The sequence below is a fragment of the Hymenobacter sp. 5516J-16 genome (genome assembly GCF_022919335.1).
GTDB lineage: Bacteria > Bacteroidota > Bacteroidia > Cytophagales > Hymenobacteraceae > Hymenobacter > Hymenobacter sublimis.
In genome coordinates this window covers 329,349-346,925 of sequence record NZ_CP095058.1, presented here as the reverse complement: position 1 = coordinate 346,925, position 17,577 = coordinate 329,349, and the positions used below count along the sequence as shown (strand labels likewise).

General features: G+C 57.2%; 14 protein-coding genes and 4 pseudogenes. 9 read left to right on the top strand and 9 right to left on the bottom strand.

The genetic code is table 11. The features are described from left to right. Positions 1 to 57 precede the first annotated feature (57 nt). A pseudogene (locus MUN84_RS01760) lies at positions 58 to 593 on the top strand (DinB family protein). 263 nt (positions 594 to 856) lie between these two features. Then, positions 857 to 1,144 (top strand): annotated as a pseudogene (locus MUN84_RS23420) (VOC family protein); the annotation flags it as partial. 111 nt (positions 1,145 to 1,255) lie between these two features. Here MUN84_RS23420 and MUN84_RS01745 read toward each other — a convergent pair. From MUN84_RS01745 to MUN84_RS01735, 3 genes are all read right to left on the bottom strand, one after another. Then, positions 1,256 to 1,882, bottom strand: a complete 627-nt coding sequence (locus tag MUN84_RS01745) for a helix-turn-helix domain-containing protein (RefSeq protein WP_244696379.1) — start codon at positions 1,880 to 1,882, stop codon at positions 1,256 to 1,258. A gap of 90 nt (positions 1,883 to 1,972) precedes the next feature. Further along, positions 1,973 to 2,842 carry an SDR family oxidoreductase gene (locus MUN84_RS01740; RefSeq protein WP_244696378.1) on the bottom strand — a complete coding sequence of 290 codons (870 nt, stop codon included), beginning with the start codon at positions 2,840 to 2,842 and terminating at the stop codon, positions 1,973 to 1,975. A gap of 250 nt (positions 2,843 to 3,092) precedes the next feature. Next, the gene (locus tag MUN84_RS01735) at positions 3,093 to 3,515 is read right to left on the bottom strand and encodes a DUF3127 domain-containing protein (protein WP_244696377.1); all 423 of its coding nucleotides are present in this window, start codon (positions 3,513 to 3,515) and stop codon (positions 3,093 to 3,095) included. A gap of 148 nt (positions 3,516 to 3,663) precedes the next feature. Here MUN84_RS01735 and MUN84_RS01730 point away from each other — a divergent pair. Beyond that, positions 3,664 to 4,649 (top strand): annotated as a pseudogene (locus tag MUN84_RS01730) (isoaspartyl peptidase/L-asparaginase family protein). Between the two features lie 239 nt (positions 4,650 to 4,888). Here MUN84_RS01730 and MUN84_RS01725 read toward each other — a convergent pair. The 3 genes from MUN84_RS01725 to MUN84_RS01715 all read right to left on the bottom strand — a co-directional run bounded on the left by MUN84_RS01725 (position 4,889) and on the right by MUN84_RS01715 (position 7,833). Beyond that, positions 4,889 to 5,440, bottom strand: a complete 552-nt coding sequence (locus MUN84_RS01725; RefSeq protein ID WP_244698592.1) for a cyanophycinase — start codon at positions 5,438 to 5,440, stop codon at positions 4,889 to 4,891. Positions 5,441 to 5,466: 26 nt separating this feature from the next. Beyond that, complete coding sequence (locus tag MUN84_RS01720; protein ID WP_244696376.1) at positions 5,467 to 5,826, bottom strand: hypothetical protein; 360 nt, start codon at positions 5,824 to 5,826, stop codon at positions 5,467 to 5,469. Between the two features lie 192 nt (positions 5,827 to 6,018). Then, positions 6,019 to 7,833, bottom strand: a complete 1,815-nt coding sequence (locus MUN84_RS01715) for a M1 family metallopeptidase (protein WP_244696375.1) — start codon at positions 7,831 to 7,833, stop codon at positions 6,019 to 6,021. 316 nt (positions 7,834 to 8,149) lie between these two features. Between MUN84_RS01715 and MUN84_RS01710 the strand changes: the two genes are divergently transcribed. The 3 genes from MUN84_RS01710 to MUN84_RS01705 all read left to right on the top strand — a co-directional run bounded on the left by MUN84_RS01710 (position 8,150) and on the right by MUN84_RS01705 (position 11,933). Then, the gene (locus MUN84_RS01710; RefSeq protein ID WP_244696374.1) at positions 8,150 to 9,910 is read left to right on the top strand and encodes a murein L,D-transpeptidase; all 1,761 of its coding nucleotides are present in this window, start codon (positions 8,150 to 8,152) and stop codon (positions 9,908 to 9,910) included. A gap of 538 nt (positions 9,911 to 10,448) precedes the next feature. After that, complete coding sequence (locus tag MUN84_RS24345; RefSeq protein ID WP_410780066.1) at positions 10,449 to 11,024, top strand: helix-turn-helix domain-containing protein; 576 nt, start codon at positions 10,449 to 10,451, stop codon at positions 11,022 to 11,024. A gap of 738 nt (positions 11,025 to 11,762) precedes the next feature. Then, the gene (locus MUN84_RS01705; protein WP_188558993.1) at positions 11,763 to 11,933 is read left to right on the top strand and encodes a hypothetical protein; all 171 of its coding nucleotides are present in this window, start codon (positions 11,763 to 11,765) and stop codon (positions 11,931 to 11,933) included. A 145-nt stretch (positions 11,934 to 12,078) separates the two neighbouring features. Here the strand turns inward: MUN84_RS01705 and MUN84_RS01700 are convergent, their stop codons facing one another. Together MUN84_RS01700 and MUN84_RS01695 are read right to left on the bottom strand one after the other, a co-directional pair. Then, complete coding sequence (locus tag MUN84_RS01700; RefSeq protein ID WP_244696373.1) at positions 12,079 to 12,555, bottom strand: hypothetical protein; 477 nt, start codon at positions 12,553 to 12,555, stop codon at positions 12,079 to 12,081. A gap of 199 nt (positions 12,556 to 12,754) precedes the next feature. Next, positions 12,755 to 14,166, bottom strand: a pseudogene (locus MUN84_RS01695) (DEAD/DEAH box helicase). A 230-nt stretch (positions 14,167 to 14,396) separates the two neighbouring features. Here MUN84_RS01695 and MUN84_RS01690 point away from each other — a divergent pair. Next, complete coding sequence (locus tag MUN84_RS01690; RefSeq protein WP_244696372.1) at positions 14,397 to 14,912, top strand: NUDIX domain-containing protein; 516 nt, start codon at positions 14,397 to 14,399, stop codon at positions 14,910 to 14,912. Between the two features lie 76 nt (positions 14,913 to 14,988). Here the strand turns inward: MUN84_RS01690 and MUN84_RS01685 are convergent, their stop codons facing one another. After that, positions 14,989 to 15,549, bottom strand: a complete 561-nt coding sequence (locus MUN84_RS01685; protein ID WP_244696371.1) for a hypothetical protein — start codon at positions 15,547 to 15,549, stop codon at positions 14,989 to 14,991. A 667-nt stretch (positions 15,550 to 16,216) separates the two neighbouring features. Between MUN84_RS01685 and MUN84_RS01680 the strand changes: the two genes are divergently transcribed. Both MUN84_RS01680 and MUN84_RS01675 read left to right on the top strand, forming a co-directional pair. Next, entirely contained in the window at positions 16,217 to 17,146 is a 930-nt protein-coding gene (locus tag MUN84_RS01680; protein WP_244696370.1) for a 3' terminal RNA ribose 2'-O-methyltransferase Hen1, read from the top strand. Beyond that, complete coding sequence (locus tag MUN84_RS01675; RefSeq protein ID WP_317239185.1) at positions 17,122 to 17,550, top strand: class I SAM-dependent methyltransferase; 429 nt, start codon at positions 17,122 to 17,124, stop codon at positions 17,548 to 17,550. Before MUN84_RS01680 ends, MUN84_RS01675 begins: the two co-directional genes overlap by 25 nt. The last annotated feature ends 27 nt before the right edge of the window (positions 17,551 to 17,577 follow it).

Sequence of the window (17,577 nt, the reverse complement as noted above, 5' to 3'; positions counted from 1 at the left end):
TAAAGAGCTAGAGAAATCAGAGGCTTGAAAATGACGCTATTCCCGTAGTTTCGCCTCATGAGCCACCTTACTACCCGCCCCGGCGCCGACCAGTACGCGCCGTACTACGCTACTTACATCCGCCTCGTTCCGGAAGGCCACAGCCCGTTGCAGCAGCTGCGCGAGCAGCCCGCAACCCTGCAGCAGCTACTCCACGGCCTCACTGACGAGCAGGCCCGCCTGCGCTACGCGCCCGGCAAGTGGAGCATTAAGGAAAGCCTGGTGCACGTGCTGGACACGGAGCGCATCTTCGCCTACCGGGCCCTGCGCATCGCCCGCGGCGACCAACAGCCCTGCCGGGCTTCGACCAGGACGCCTACGTGCCCGCCTCCGGTGCCGACGAGAGGCCGCTGGAGGATATTCTGCGGGAATACGATGCCGTGCGTACCGCTACCCTGAGCTTGCTGGAGTCGTTTCCGGCTGAGGCCTACGAGCGCACGGGTACGGCCAGCGCTTCCCCGGTGAGTGTGCGGGCGCTGGCCTTTATGCTGGCCGGCCACGAAGCCCACCATCTGCACCTGCTACAGGAGCGCTACCTGCCGCTACTGAAGTAATACGTACTTTTAGCCGGCTACAACACCCGCTCGGTCTGGCGCGTTAGAGTACCAGAATCCTTCCTCTTCAAAATCCCTACTATTATGGCCAAAGCCCAGGAACCCCGCAAAGAAAAAAAGAAAGAGCCTGCTAAAACCACCAAGGAAAAAAAGGCCGCCAAGGAAGAAAAAAAAGCCTTGAAAGCGCGTCAGCAGGAGTAGTGCCAAGCAGCCTGAGTAGTGTACTGCTCAGGCTGTTTTTAGGTAGTGCACCGGCCCCCGAGATGAGTATAAACCAGCAAATTGCGCTACTTACCATGGTAGTAGCCGACTATGACGAGGCCATTGCTTTCTACACCCAAAAGCTGAATTTTCAACTTCTGGAGGATACTGACCTCGGGTCCGGGAAACGCTGGGTGCGGGTAGCGCCCCGCGGTGCTGCTGGTGGCGCCGAACTGCTGCTGGCTCGCGCCACTAGCCCCGAACAAGCCGCTCGGGTGGGCAACCAGACGGGTGGCCGCGTGGCGCTGTTCCTTTATACCGATAACCTGGCGCGGGATTATCAGCAGCTGCTGTCCGCGGGCGTAACTATTGTGCGCCCCCGACAACGGAGGCTTACGGGCACGTGCTGGTATTCGCCGACTTATACGGCAACCTCTGGGATTTGCTGGAGCCTGCCCGGCTTACAGCGTGTAATACGCCTCTTTCTGCTTGTCGTGGTGCTTGATGTAGCCGTGCAAAGTCAGCTTGATGAGTGTCCGGTAGGCGCGGCGCTGCCCAATGTTGAGCAGCTTCATGTATTGCGCCAGCGTGATGCGCGGGTTTTTCTGCAGGTAGTCCAGTACGGCTAGTTCTTCTTTATTCAGCGGAATGCGCTCAAAGCGCGGTCCGGTATCGGTACGCTCCAGCGCTTTTTCGGTAAGCTGACTGGTTTGTACGCTTTCGTCGCGCACGCGCACGTAGGCCCGCCAGTCGCCGTCGGCTACCTGGGCGCGGTGGGGTTTGTGGGAGCTTTCAGCCACCGTTACTACCAGCACCACCCGGTCGTCCTCCTCAACTTCCTTAAACCGAAGCTCCAGCGGCGGATCAATGTAATGCTGGGCAGCTTGGCGCAGCTGATAGATTTCCTCTTCCGCGTCGCGCACGCCCACAATGCGGCCATCATCGTCTACGCCTACCAGCACCCGGCCGCCGTGGGTATTAGCCAATGAGGCCAGCGTGCGGGCAATGCGGGTGGGGTGGGTAGTGCGCTTCTTAAATTCCAACCGCTCGCCCTCGCCCTGCCGGATCAGTTCCCGTAAGTCAGTCATGTATGGTGCCTATTAGCGCCGGGCCAGAGCGGCAACGACGGTACTAGCTTAGAACGCTGAATCAGGAGAAAAGTAGCGGCCCTCCAGTTTTCACTCGATGCCGGTTTCTTCCGCCGATATGCGCCAGAGGCGGCTAGCTTCGGCCCGGCTCTGGGCCCGTTCCGAGGTGCGGGCCGGCCGGCTGCCGGAAAAATAACGCCCGCTTACCCGCGCTACCTCCGGAGAAGTGGCCAAGTATAGCGTCGTTTGCGCGCCGCGCTCCGGCGAAATCATCAGGGGTTTGGCCGTCCACCAGAGCGCCTTCATGACGGGGGAGGTACCCGGCCGGATCAGGCCGGTATCTACCATGCCCGGGTGTAGGCAGTTAGCGGTAATGCCCGTCAGGTCGAGGCGGTGAGCCAGCTCGTTGGTGAATAAAATATTGGCCAGCTTGGAGTCGGCGTAGGCCGTGAGCCAGCTGTATTTGTCGGGCGAGTTGCGCACGGCGCGGTCGGGCTCAATCTCGCCTACCCAGTGTGCCACCGACGATACCGTAACTACCCGGGCCTGGCCGGCGGCATCCAGCAGTGGGAGTAGTAGGTTAGTCAGGGCATACGGAGCGAGGTGGTTGGTGGCCCAACTTAGCTCGTGGCCTTCCTCAGTGAGAACAAACCGCCCGGGCATGATGCCCGCGTTATTCACCAGAATATCCAATTGGCTTATCTCCTGCTGCAGCTCCTCGGCCAGGGCGCGCACATTGCGCAGCAACGACAGGTCGTAGCACTTCACGTGCACCGGTACTTCTGGGCCGGCCGCCAGCTGAATGGAAGCCACGGCCCGTGCGGCCTTGTCGGCGTCGCGGCCCACCAGAATTACGCGGGCACCCTGCCGGGCCAGCTCCCGGGCCGTTACCAAGCCGATGCCGCTGGTAGCGCCCGTAACAAGGGCCGTTTTTCCAGAAAGCGGGAGAGAAGAAATCATACAGCGAAAAAACGGATGCGGCCGGAGCCGATGCATCACCAAACTACGAACAAGATAAGCGACGCCGGAAAGACGTACGAGAAAACGGGCGGCAATGGTGCCTTATCCGGCTACCTCCTGACGGAGTCACCCCCGGATTACTTTAACTGCTATCCATAAAATCCTCGCCATTGCCCAGCAAAAAGCCGCTCCCGGATTACGGAAGCGGCTTTGCGTACACTGCCAGGCAGCTCAGGGCCTTCCAAGCAAACTAGAAGGGTAGGTCGTTGTCGTCGTCCGAGGCAATTGGGGCGGCCGAGGCGCGCAGGTTCGGGTTTTGGTTTTGGGCCGGAGCCGCCGCGCGAGGAGCAGCCTGCTGGTAGTTGCCACCGCCCTGGGGAGCAGCGCCGCCACCGGCACCCGCCTCAATGCGCCAGGCTTCGAGGTTGGTGAAATACAGCATCTGACCGTTCTTGTTGAACCCACGGCCCCGCAGGTTAAAGGAAATTTTCACCTCGTCGCCTACTTTGTAGGAGTCGATGAGAGCCGTCTTGTCCTGTACCAGCTGGAACTTGATATGCTCGGGATACTGGCCGTCTACGACCTCCAGCACGAACTCGCGCTTGCGGAATTTCTCGCTCACCTGCTGTTCGTCGAAAATCTCGTGCAGGCGGCCGGTAGCTTCGTAAGCCATAAGAAGAATATGTTTGGGGAGTTGAAAACAGTAAACCAAACCTACGAAAAAAAACGCGGTTCGTTCGGGTCACTACCGGCCGGTTGAGCTCATATGCTTGCCTACCTTTGTCTTGCGTTTTTGCCTACCTGCTAATTTTTTTCGCTTTATGACAACTTCCTTCGCCTTGGCCCTGCACGGTGGTGCCGGCACCATTTCGCCCCTGTCCATGACCCCGGAAAAGGAGCAGGCCTACCGCGAAGCCCTCGGCGAGGCCCTGGCCATTGGCTATGCCGTGCTCCGGCAGGGTGGCTCGGCCCTGGAAGCCGTGGAGCTAACCGTGCGCAGCCTCGAAGACTGCCCCTTGTTTAATGCCGGCCGCGGCGCGGTGTTCACGCACGAAGGTCACCACGAAATGGACGCCGCTATTATGGATGGGCGCACCCGCGCAGCCGGAGCCGTAACGGGCGTGCGCACCGTCCAGAACCCCATTCGGGCGGCGCGCCTGGTGATGGAGAAAACCGAGCACGTGTTGCTGGGCTACCCCGGCGCCGACGAGTTGGCCCGCCAACATGGCCTACCCACCCAACCCGCCGAATACTTTTTCACCCAGCAACGCTACGACCAGCTGCAGGAAGCCCTGGCCGAAGGCCGCATGCGCCTCGACCACAGCCAAGCCCTGGAAACTGCCGCCCCACTAGCCGAGCCGAGTGCCTTTCCGAACGAAGACCCCAAAAAGAAGATGGGCACCGTAGGGGCGGTAGCCCGCGACGTGCACGGCAACCTGGCCGCCGCCACCAGCACCGGGGCATGACCAATAAGCAGCATTCCCGCATCGGCGACTCGCCCATCATCGGGGCCGGCACCTTTGCTGATAACCGCACCTGCGCCATCAGCTGCACCGGTCATGGCGAGTATTTTCTGCGCGCCGTAGTGGCCCACGATATCAGCTGCCTGATGGAGTACCGCGGCTTGAGCCTGGCCGAGGCCTGCCGCATAGTCGTGCACGACAAGCTGGCGCCCATTGGGGGCGAAGGTGGGCTGGTGGCCGTAGATGCGGCCGGCAACGTGGCCCTGCCTTTCAATTCGGAAGGCATGTACCGAGCCAGCCAAACGTCTGCCGACACTGCTCCTTTCGTCGCTATTTACAAGTAAGCAACGGCCGTCGTTTTGCGCCTATATATATAAGGAGTAGGTAGGCGCGCTATTCACGGTCGATTTTGCCTCAGATCAGCTTGATGCACAGGCGGTAAGCCAATAAAAACGAAATCCGCCGGGCATAGTCGAATTTTAGGGTGTTAGAGTAGCGCTGCTCGCCGACACGCCGAGGTAGTAAAATCAAAGAGGCTTCCCCCAGGGGAAGCCTCTTTGATTTTAGGTAGCAGCTAGAAAGCCTATAACGCCGGAGCGGGCTCGTTGGCATCCTGGCCCGCCGTCAGAAGCACCGACTCAGCCGCTTGCTGGCGCAGCTTCAGATTAGGGTAAAATTCGCGTTGGCTGATGTCATAGACGTTGCCCTTAACCAACACGTGCAGCAGCATGCTTTCAATAGAAATGGCCTCGCCCTTTTTGGCGGCCGCCGCGTTGTTGTGCTCCAGCTTGTGCCCATCCATGATGATGACCAGGTTGGAACCGATGGTTTCAATCTGGCTGCCTTCCGTAATGAGCACGCCCGTATCCTCGCCCAACCCAATGCCGATCAACTTGGGGTGGAGGGCCACGGCCTCGATGAGGCGGCCAAAGCGGCCGCGCTTCACAAAGTGCGAGTCAATGACGACGTTGTTGATCAGGCCCAGGCCCGTGCCCATCTTCACGGCACCTTTCATAAGGGCATCTGGCACGCTGCCGCCTTTAATCATGGTTTTCGACATGGCCATGGCCCCGGCCGAAGTACCGGCTATAACAAAGTTGGGCTGGTTGTAATACCGTTCCCGCAGGGTTTCCAGAAATTCCGTGCCCCCAAAAATATCCGTCAGGCGCGACTGGTTGCCCCCGAAAACATCACAATATCCGCCTGCTTGAGCCGCTCCACATACTCCGGGTACAGCGCGTCTTCCGGCACGCGAATATCCAGAATGCCCACGTTGTTGCAGTTAAGCATAGTAAACGAGGAAACGTAAATGCGCGCTACCTCCTCCGGAATCATGGAAGCGGTAGTTATGACCTCGATGCGCGGGTCTTCCTTGCCCGATTCCAGGATTACTCGTTTGAGAATACCCAACTCGAAGAAGTTGAGGTAGTATTTCTTTTTTGTGCGCGGGTTTGGGTACGTGCCTTTGTCTTCGTTGCCTCCAATGGCAATCAGCTTACCGAGCGGTTTGGAATTTTTCAATGCAGAAAATCAGCTTAATCAACACAACTAGGAAAGAACCGGCTACTACAAGCAAGGTTCAAGCCACCTCTACCAGGCCACGGTCCCTAACGCCGGGGTGCCCCAGCTTGTTCCGGTACGGCCAGTATTTACGCGCCCGAAATAACGGTAGGGCTGCATAACGCTGGGGTAGTTCTGGCCAAAGCGCAGTAGTTACTCGGCGGGCTTACCCAGCAAGGCGTCAAACGTGCTGGTCGCTACGGCGTGGTAGTTGCCGCGTGCTTCGGCGTAGGTGCGGCGGGCCCGCTCCGCGCCGCCGGGCGTGGCCAGCAGGGCTCGGTACAGCGGCACCAGAAACTTACGCCGGCCTACCCGCGTCAGGAACTGATGCAGGGCCGCCTCAGCCGGCGCGTATCCGGCCGCAATGGTTAGCGGAAACCAGGCCGCCAAAATTTCGGCATTGCCCGAGTGCGTAAACCCAAAAGCGCCGTCTAGCTCGGTTAGTTGCTCCGGTGTTAGCTTTGCAGGCAGGCCGTGCAGGAAGTGTACCCACTCGTGGCTGGTCCAGGCGGAGGTAGTGAGAGCCGAGGCCAGCGTGCCGGCTTGCCACTGCCGGAGGGCCACATCCACGGCCTCGAAGCGGCTGGCTGAAACCGGCGGGGCTACCGCCGGAATGCCCGGGCCGTTAATCCAAGCATCGAGCTGCATCTGTTCTTCAAGCCCCGGATGTCGGTCTAGCAGCTCCTGGCGCAGGTAGCTCACAAAGGAAGCCGTGTCCATGCTGCGGAAGCTATGGCGGGCAAAGTAGTCCTTAATAAAGGAGTCCAGAATTTCGCGGCCTACCAGCTGTTCGAGGGTAAGTAGGAGGTAGTCGCCTTTTTCGTAGGCAATTTCATTGAGCCCTTCGTCGGGGTCCCGGCCGGCTAGGTTTAGGTGCAGGTGGGTATCGGGGCTGGTGGCACCCAGCTCCTGCACGGTCTGGAGCAGGGCCGTGTGGCCAAGCACCTGCAGCATGTCGGCGTAGGGGCGGCCGTAGAGCTTCTCCATGATGCGCCGCTCAAAGTAAACGGTGAAGCCTTCGTTCAGCCAGAAGTCGTTCCAGGTGGCGTTGGTTACGAGGTTGCCGCTCCAGGAGTGAGCCAACTCGTGGGCCACCAAGCTGGTCAGGCTTCGGTCGCCTGCCAGAATGGTGGGGGTAACAAATGTTAGACGCGGATTTTCCATGCCGCCGAACGGAAAGGAGGGCGGCAGTACCAGCAAATCATACCGGTCCCAGCGGTAGGGCCCGTACAGGTCCTCGGCCGCGGCTACCATGTTTTCCAGATCGGCAAACTCTTCGGCTGCTCCGGGCAGGGTAGCTGGCTCCGCGTACACGCCCGTGCGCGGACTCAGGGCCCGGAATTCCACGTCACCGACGGCCAAGGCCATGAGGTAGGCCGGAATGGGCTGGCTCATTCGGAAGCTGTATTCCCCACTAGCCTCACGCTGCTGGGGGTTCTCGGCGCTCATCAGCGGAAGCAAGTGGGCCGGTACCCGCACCTGGGCTTCATACGTAAAGCGCACCCCCGGCGAGTCCTGGCACGGAATCCAGGTGCGAGCCAGAATGGCCTGTGATTGGGTAAACAGGAACGGTTGCTGCCGGCCGGCGGTCTGCTCCGGCGTCAGCCACTGCAGCGCCGCGGCCCCAGGTGTGGTGCGGTAGCGAATGGTAACGGCGGCTGTAGCGGGGGTAATCGTAATGCGCAGGGCCTGGCCTAGCACGGCGTCTTCCGGTCCGAGCGCAAAGACAGTTGGGGAGCCAGTAGGGCCGTCCAGCAGCACGGCTTCGATAAGGAGGGCGCGCGCATCTAGCACCAGCTCCGTTGCGCCGTGGTGGTTGCTGAGCTGCCAGGTGGCAACGCCCACCAGCGTGCGGGAGGCAAAGTCTACGGTTAGCTCAAGCGCCAAGTGATGCACGCTGACTTCCGCGGGGCGGGCGTAACTGTGCGGATCGGGAACGAAGGAGGCAGCAGGCAAGGAAGTATGCATAGAGAATAGGAGGTACTACCGACAGGGGTAGCGGAAAAGAAGAACACAAAAGTAGCCAAACTAAAAAAGCGGGTGGCGTAAGGCGGCCGCTCTAGCTTGAGGATTCGCCTACCACTGAAGAGGGAAGCGGGCCCGTTATTTCTACGTTTTGTAGTGTTCGGGAGTCAGGGTAAATGCGTTAACTTGCAGCAGCAGGAGAATGACAGTTCCGACAACTCAACGCTGTCGAAACCAGTACAACGTCCTGAATCAAATTTCTGCCGGACTTGGCGCGAAATATGTTTCAGTGCTGTTCTATTTTCTCTTGACTATTCGCATGAACGAAACGCATCGTCCCTTTTTTACTACCGTTTGCTGCTGGCTGCTGGGCCTGCTGCTGCTCACGTCTACCGTGTCGTGCAGCCAGGACCAGAAGGCGCAGCTGCGGGAGGCGTTACCCGCCGGCCTAACCAAGGCCGGGGGCGCTCAGCCCACGCTCGACAGCGTGTACATTGTGAAATACATGTCGGCCGAGCCTAAGTTTAAGGACCAAATTGAGTGGGCTAAGAAGTTCTACCGGGAGCGGAATTTCCGCTTGGGGTGGTTCCGCAACCACGAAATCGTGCCTCAGGCGAAGACGCTGATTTCCGTTATTAATAAAGCCGCCGACGAGGGCCTCGATCCGAAAGACTACAAAACCAAGGACTTCGATAAGCTTTTTGCCAGTCTGGAAGCGGCTCAGTCTGATTCTACCAAGCGTAATGCGCTGGAAAAAGAAATTGATGTAGCCCTTTCCGGGACGTACTTCAATTACGCGTCCGACTTCTACCGGGGTACGGTTGACCCGCGCGCCGTAAAGGCTATTGACTGGAAGGTAAAGCGGAACAAAATCAAGCTGCACAAGGCCCTGATGACCATTCTCCGGGAGCGGGAAAGCATCTACGGTTACTACGATTTCGAGCCCTTGCACCCCGAGTACGACCGGCTTAAAAAAGCCCTAGCTGACTACCGGGAGATGCAACGCAACGGTGGCTGGCCTACTATTCCGGCGGGTACTCGCCTGACGCCCGGTGCTTCGTCACCGGCCGTAGCAGCCCTGAGCACCCGTCTGCTCGGGCGGGAAGCAACCCCGGCTCCGGCCGCTACGCCGGCAGTTGTCGTAGCCAATAAACCCGGTCAGCCCGCCGCTGCACCGGCTCCAGCTGCCCAGCAATACGGCCCGGAATTGGTAGCTGCCGTGAAGGAATTTCAGCAGCAGAACGGCCTGAAAGCGGACGGTATAGTGGCTGGGGAAACCCTCCGCCTGCTCAATATTCCTGTCTCTCAGCGCATCGACCAGATCATGCTGAACATGGAGCGGTGGCGTTGGATTCCTAAAAAGTTTGAGCCCAATTACCTGTTGGTAAACATTCCTGAGTACACCCTGCACGTGGTAGAAGAAGGTAAGGAAGCCTTCAGCATGCCCGTGATTGTGGGCAAGACACTTAACGCTACCCCGGTCTTCAGCGACAAGATGGAGTTCGTAGTGTTGGCGCCGTACTGGAATGTACCCTACAGCATCATCGACAAAGAGCTGCGCTACAAGCTGGCTTCTGATCCGCACGGCACCCTCAACCGTCTCGATATGGAGGTTGTGAAAGGGTGGGGTGCTAAGGCTACGCCCGTTGACCCAAGCAGCATCGACTGGAGCAACCTCACGGAAAAGACCTGGAAGTACACCTTACGCCGTCGTCCAGGCCCGAAGAACGACCTGGGAGATGTGAAATTTATCTTCCCGAACTCCCAGGATATTTACCTGCATGATACGCCCCACGACGAACTGTTCAGCCAAACGAAGCGCGGCTTTAGCCACGGCTGCGTACGGGTAGCTGAGCCCATCAAGCTGGCGGAGTACCTCCTCCGTGACAAAGCCGGCTGGGACAGAACGGCTATTATGGATACTATTGCCAATCGTCGGGAAAAGTATGTTACCCTTCCCGAGAAGCTACCGGTGTACCTAGTATATTTCACCACCTGGGTTGACGAAGCTGGCAAGGTGCATTTCCGCGACGACATCTACGGGCATGATAAGGCCTTGGCCAGAGAGTACTTCGATTAACTCAAATTAGCAATTAGTTAGGCAGAGGTAGCATCAGCGAGTAGCTGAGCGTCTGCCTGCCATTTCCTGCATAGAACCTCAACGGGCCGGGCCGTGTCATCTTGCTGATGGCACGGCCCGCGTGCGTTAGGGCCCGTGTAAGCTTGAGCGCTCGTACTCACCAGCAGGCAGACATCATGAGGCAAAGCTATGATAGGGTAGAAGTAGCCATCGTTGATCATTCCCAAGGACTCATACAAGAGCAACGCGCTACACATTCTACCAGTGATGTTATTCCTGTAAAGTAACGCACCTGATTAATAATGGCAATTCACCCAGCTAGGAAAACGATTACTAACAACTAGACAACGCTAGCTCACGCGTTATGTAGTTGTTAGTAACAAAAGTAATTATAAATGTTATCAATGAGGTATGATTGCAATGTGTGTTTACATTTATATTAAACCCGTGAACCTTGTTTACCTTTGTATAGTATGTAGAGCATTTACCAATCTGAAAGTAGTATCAAGTACATTTGTAAACCATCTTGATCCTGCTCATGATTGAACAACGAATTAGGGAATTACTAGCAACACGGCAGCTAACTCCTACCCAACTTGCGGATACCATTGGAATTTCGCGCCCAATTGTAAGCCACATCCTAAGTGGGCGTAATAAACCCAGCTTGGAGGTAGTGCAGAAGATTATTGCTGCCTTTCCCGAGTTGTCTTTGCCCTGGCTACTGAGTGGTACGGGACCGATGACTGCAAGTGCACCTAGCCCGGCTCCAGAAGCGCCCCGTGTAAGGCCTGCTAAGGGTCAAGTGGAGCGAGTACCTGCTTCGCGGCCAGAAGATGCTGTAAAAGCAACAAAGCCAGTTGATGCGGCACCTGTAGTTAGCGTGCCTGTTCCCGCTGCCCCTGAGGAGACGCCACCGTCACCGCCCGTAGTGTCGGCCCAGCCCGTTACGACTCCTGGCTTACGAGAGCAAAATCCATCTGCTTTACCGTCTAGCAGTAACACCAGTGAAATGCTGCTCGGTAATGTTGGGAAAGAGAAGAGCATTCGACGTATCGTCATCTTTTATCAAGACGGCACCTTCGCTGATTTTCAACCCGAATCTCCAGCCCGATGAGTCATAAGGGCCAGGTAGTATAAAATTGTGAGAAGCGAAATAGGACAGATGCAATTTGTCAGGTCGATTTGAGGTGTGTAAACTAACAAACACTAGCCCTTAGCTAGTCATGGCCTATATGGACAAAAAATACAGCCATATGAATTTTATTTATTATAAGCTATACGCTGCTAAATACATTGTGAATTACACCATTGTTGATTTTATAAACAACTGTTTTTCAAAGGAATAAATATAGCAAAGTGAACTATGTGATAAGGTAATAACTTTTAGTCTGCGCCTATTAATATTAACGGTATCGTTATAATATGGATTAATATATTCTTGCTTAGAAAACAAGCGCGGTTCCTTCCTGCGAATGCTAAATAGATTACATCGTACCTAACTCCATAAAGTTAAAATCAAGATTTTGTGTAGCGCACTAATCTGATTAGCTCTAAGGTAGCACTGTACGTCGTCCAGCTTATGGCCCGAGTAAGCCTGCTGAACGCTTGGGCAAAGGGCTATAAAGAGTGGTTTACATTTTTTTGCGGGTAATAACTGATAGGTTTTTATCGATAGACTATCGTTGTGATAAGTACAATTGTAACGTATAGACTAAGCGCATTAACTGTGCTGAGTGCAGCCTTGCGGCGGTTACATATGTTGCCTAGTAAGTGGTTAGCCGTGTAGCTGCTACAGAAATAAGTGGCCCGAAAGTTACTTGCCCGTTTTCGGGGTGGTGCTTACCTTTGGGGTATGAAAAATTTCCGTCTGCCCTTCTTGTTCGCCGCCTGCGCTTCGCTATTCCTGTCGTCCTGCTCGCAAGCTCCCGATGCGGAGAAAGATCCGAACGCGGATGCTGCCTACAAGCGCAGCCACCGGACTGAACAATACCGCGAGGCCCAGCGCAGCGACGTTAACTACTAACGCAACTTGTTAGCTGAGCACCCGAGAATATATTTCGGCGTTTGAATAGCGCCTTCTTCCTATTGGGTAGCCCTTATACAGAAAGCCCCGCTGATACGTCAGCGGGGCTTTCTGCGTGTGATGACAATATGGTTTGCAGGCGTTGTTAGTTTAGGGCTACTACGGAACGACTAGGTGCCAGTTCCGGCAGCTGGATATCGGCCAGCAACTCATTTTCCAATAGGTCAGCCCAGGTGCGTAGGTAAAGTACCACATCATCGCGCTGATTATGACGCATGGCATTGCGCCGCTCGAACGGAATGGCCGCCAGAATAGCCGAATCGGAGAGCCGTTCCAGGTGGGTTAAATCCTGGCGGCTGAACCCGAGGGCTAGCATCTCATCAATCGTGGTGTCAATGGGGAGGCCACTGGTTGGGCAGTACTCAATGAGCTGCCGCTCCCAGTCGCCGTAGCGTTGCATAGCGCGGGCGTGGATTTCGCCTTTGGTAAGCTTAGTGATGGTTTGGGCCAGATGGCCGCAGTTGCAGCTACCCATGTGGCCCCATTGGTACGGAGCTTGGGCGGCCAGGCGCTGCGCCGTATCACGCAAAGCCTGAATGACGGGAAGGGTGCGATGAGCCATAACAAAACAAAAAGGGTGTTTTTACAAGAAGGCGTTAGCTGTCAGATAAGTTGCCGCCACGTCATTTTGTTTTGCCTCATGCCCTACTTCAGCCGTAACGATAAACCCCTCCGCTAAACCAAGCGGGTAGGCTCGGCTTAACAGAGGGGAAACAACCCGTTTAATATCAATGGGCCCTATGGTGGTGCCAGTGTCCAGCTTAGCGGCTACCGCCGCCATTGCCCCGGAAGCGGCGCTGACCGCTACCGCTCCGGCCGGCACCGCCAGCATTGGCGGTGCCCTCAGGGCGCGGGCCCGTTGCGTGGTTCCCACCACGTGGGCGCTGCTCGCCGCCGCGGTTCTGCTGCCGGCCACCTCCTTCGGAGCGGTTCTGGCCGCCCGCCTGGGGGGCGCGGGGGGGGCGCCCGGCCGGGCCTTTAGGCCGCTTGATGGCCGGACCGCCGGAAAGCGGAACCGGTGCCACTTGGCTGGAAGTATAAGGGTGCGACTGAACTACGGGCACCTGCCGACGAATCAGCTTCTGAATATCCTGCAGGTACGCGCGCTCCTCGTCGTCGCAGAACGACAGGGCGGTGCCGTCGGCGCCAGCGCGGCCGGTGCGGCCAATGCGGTGCACGTAGGTTTCGGGCTCGTTCGGAATTTCGTAGTTGATAACGTGGGTCAGCTCGTCCACATCAATGCCCCGGGCCGCAATGTCGGTGGCAACCAGCACGCGGGTAGTACCGGCCTTAAAGTTGCTCAAGGCCCGCTGGCGGTGGTTCTGCGACTTGTTACCGTGAATGGCTTCGGCCGGAATTTCGGCTTTGGCTAGCGTGCGCACTACCTTATCGGCCCCGTGCTTGGTGCGGGTAAACACCAGCACGCGCCGAATGTTCTTATCGGATAGCACATGCTCGAGCAGGGCGGGCTTGTCGTTTTTCTCGACCATGTACACAGCTTGAGTTACTGTATCGGCCGTGCTGGAAACGGGCGTTACGGTCACTTTCACTGGGTTAGGCCGCAGGATGCTGTTGGCCAGCTCCTGAATTTGGCCAGGCATGGTTGCCGAAAAAAACAGGGTTTGTCGGCGGGCCGGCAGCTTGGGCAGGATGCGCTTGATGTCATGGATGAAGCCCATGTCGAGCATGCGGTCCGCCTCATCAAGCACGAATATTTCAATGTTGCGCAGGTCGATGAAGCCCTGGTTCATCAGGTCGAGCAGGCGACCGGGGTAGCAATGAGTACCTCCACGCCCCGCTTCAGGGCCTGGACCTGCGGGTGCTGGCCTACGCCCCCAAAAATAACCGTAGAGCGTAATTTAGGCAGGTGGCGGCCATACGCGGCAAAGCTTTCCCCAATCTGAATAGCCAGCTCCCGGGTAGGGGTTAGCACCAGGCAACGAATCCGGCCGGGCGCGTGGCGCTCCACCTGGGCCGTTTGGTGCAGAATCTGGAGAATGGGAACGGTGAAGGCGGCCGTTTTGCCGGTACCGGTTTGGGCAATGCCCAGCAGATCGTGACCTTCCAGCACCTGCGGAATAGCCTGCTGCTGAATAGGGGTAGGGGTAGTGTACCCTTCCTCGCGCAAAGCGCCCAGGATGGGGTCAATCAGGTTTAGTTCGTCGAACGACATCAAAGAAAAAAAAGCAGCTGCCAACGGGCAGCGAAAATGGCACGGGAGATAATGAGCCCGCAAAGGTCGGGTTTTTATACGGATGCGCGTGCAGCGCGTAAAAGGAGCGGCTCAGAGGGCCTGGAAGTAGCTGCCAGGGCTCAGCGAGGCGCTTTACTAGCCTAGTAACACAGAGCCTGGGTAAAACCGTTTACTTTTCACGTATCCATTCAAAAACTTCCTTGCGCCCCATGCACATTACCGACCGCAAAATTGCTTACGACGGCCACTACAAGCTTAGCTTGCTGCAGGTGCAGGATGGCGACAACACGTTACGGCGGGAGCGGTTCGAACCCGGCACTGCCGTGGCCGCGCTGGTGTACGACACCCAAACCCACCAGTACATCCTTACCCGCCAGTACCGCATCGGCCCCGAAAAAGACATAGTAGAAGTGGCCGCCGGCATGGTAGACGGGCAGGAAGAGCCTGCGGCCGCTATTCGCCGGGAAATTCACGAGGAACTGGGCTACGAAGTAGACTATCTGGAGCAGATTGCCCGCCTGCTGCCCTCGCCCGGAACCAGTGCCGAGGTTATCACCGTCTTTTACGCGGAGGTAAGCCAACAAACCGGGCAGGGGGGCGGACTGGCAGCAGAAAACGAGCAGATTGAGCCTGTGTTCTTCCGGCCCGAGGAGCTGTGGCAAACCTCGTTTGAGGACGCCAAAACGCTAGTGGCCGTGCAGTGGGCCCAGCTACGAAAAAAGTAGTAGCGTGTATAACGTATTAAAAAGCCTGCTCCAGCACCCGGAGCAGGCTTTTTAAGAATGGCAGCAACCGGCGTAGTTACTGGGCTTTGATGATGTACTCGAAGTTCTGCTTGGTTTTCGCATCGTTAATTGTGAGGAAAACATCCTGCGGAACCTCGGCTTTGGTAAAAGGCACGGCGCGCTTGCTCATATATAGGTCGCGGTTCCAGAATCGGCCCTGACCGGCGGGTAGCTCCGCCAGATTCAGTACTTCCTTGCCGTCCTTGGTTTTGGCTACCAGGCTCAGGTAAGCCGGATCAGCGTTCTGGGCTCCCCGGCGGTACATGGTGATGGTAAGCAAGCCCCCAGCCGGTAGCTGCTGAAACCGGCGCTGATACGTGGTGTCGGCCCAGTTGTTCATGCGCTTAAGCTCATTGATTTCGGTGAGCATTTCGGCGTAGGGGCGGTAGGCTACGCGGGTTACGCAGGCATCTACTTCGGCGTCCTCGTCGGTGTTCTTGGTGACGTTGAGCACGTAAGGGCTCTCTTCGTCTTTCTTGGGGAAGGCGTATTTTTTGCGGGGCTTGCCGGGCATGTACTGCGCCGAGGCGGCCAGCGTACCAAGTAGAAGAGCCGAGAGGAGGAAAAATTTCTTCATAGAAGGAATAGCAAGCGGGTGAGAAGAGGGGCCGGAGTTCGGCAAGACAAAGATAGAGAATAGCCCGGCCCGTTTGGACATGATTTCGGCCAGCCGAGGCTAGGGCCCGGCAAACCCCGCACGCGAACAGGCTAACGCTAGTTCTCCCAGTAACTCCCGCTCACGCCAAGGTGGAAAGCTAGGCCAGTTGAAACGTTTCTAGTCAGAATATTAGGTACTCGAAGCACTTTAAAAATGGGTGTTGCAAGGGTGTATTCTCTGAATATTATATTAACAAATGGATATTACTGTTTTATTCTATTCATTTATCATATGTTAAAAATACCAGCTGTACATAGTTGGCAGCGGGTTAGTTAAGAATAAATATGCTTCATTTGATGTGTTAAAGCATTTTCAACCATTTGTATATAATGCATACCGTCTTCACAATTAGTCTCTTGGATTTCTCAAATGTTAAAGCACAACGTAATGCTAGTATCAGAAGGTTGCAAAGCGGGCGGCCAGAATGGCTTTGCAACCTCCCGCTGAAGCATAATCTATGACCTGAGCAAACGCGCGCTTCTTACTGCCCTTCGTGGTGTTGTCCCTGATTCTTTGTGACTCTTTATCTTGCTGGTCGCCTGTAAAGGTGTAGTGTACTATACATACTACCTAAGTCGATACGCCCATGCTGCTAACCATTACGACTACTCATCAGCCCGCCACTGACCTGGGCTACCTGCTGCACAAGAACCCGGCCCGCCTCCAAACCCTGGATGTGGCAGCTGGCCAGGCCCACGTTTTCTATCCCGAAGCCACTGCTGAACGCTGCACCGCAGCCCTGCTGCTTAGCATTGACCCAGTAGCCCTGGTGCGCAACCACCGCGGTCCGGCCGGGGAAGGCTTTGCCCTGGAACAGTACGTAAACGACCGTCCCTACGTGGCCTCGTCCTTCCTGAGTGCGGCGCTGGCCAAGGCCTTCAACACGGCCATGAACGGGACTTGCAAGGACCGCCCCGAGCTACCCGACGTCTTATTGCCCCTGGCTGCTACCATTGCCGTAATGCCCGCCGCTAGCGCCGAGCAGTTGCAGCGCCTGTTCGCCCCCCTCGGTTATGAGGTAGAAACGGAAGCCCACCTCCTGGACCCTACAGTGCCAGAATGGGGCAATAGCCGCTACTTCACGCTGCATTTGCGCCACGCCGGCGTGCGCTTACAAGATCTGCTGTCCCACCTCTACGTGCTGATTCCGGTGCTGGATAACAACAAGCACTACTGGATTGGCAGGGCCGAAGCGGAGAAGCTTCTGCACCGCGGCGGCGAGTGGCTACCCCGCCACCCCGAGCGGGAGTTTATTACGCGGCGCTACCTGCGGTTTAGCGCCTACGTAAACCCGACGCTGGAGCGCTTACTACGGAGTGAGGAAGATGTGACCGACGATACGGCCGAGCTGCCTATGCCACTGGCAGAAAATGCCACCCAGACGACTGAATTTGAGGAAAAGGTAGCCGCCGACAAGCACAGCCTGCACAATCTGCGCCTGGACCGCGTAGCCGAGGAAATCCGGCGCCTCGGGCTAAGCGCGTCCTCGACCTGGGGTGCGGGGAAGGCAAGCTAGTACGCCGGCTGCTGCAGATTCCGCACGTCGAGCACATTCTGGCCCTGGATGTATCGTGGCGGGAGTTGGAGCGGGCCCAGCAGCGCCTGCATGTGGCCGAAATGCCCCCGCGCCAGCGGGAGCGGCTGACTTTGGCCCAGGGTTCCGTGCTCTACCACGACCCCCGCCTGGCTGGCTACGATGCGGCCGCCGTGGTGGAAGTCATTGAACACCTGGACGAAAGTCGGCTGGTTACCTTTGAGCAGGTTGTGTTTGCCCGCGCCCGGCCCGGCGTCGTGCTCATCACTACCCCAACGCCGACTACAACCAGCAGTACGACACCCTGGCCGCCGGCCAATTCCGCCACCTCGACCACCGCTTCGAGTGGACCCAGGCGCAGTTTGCCGGGTGGGCCGCCGGCGTAGCAGAACGCCACGGCTACCGGGTGCGCG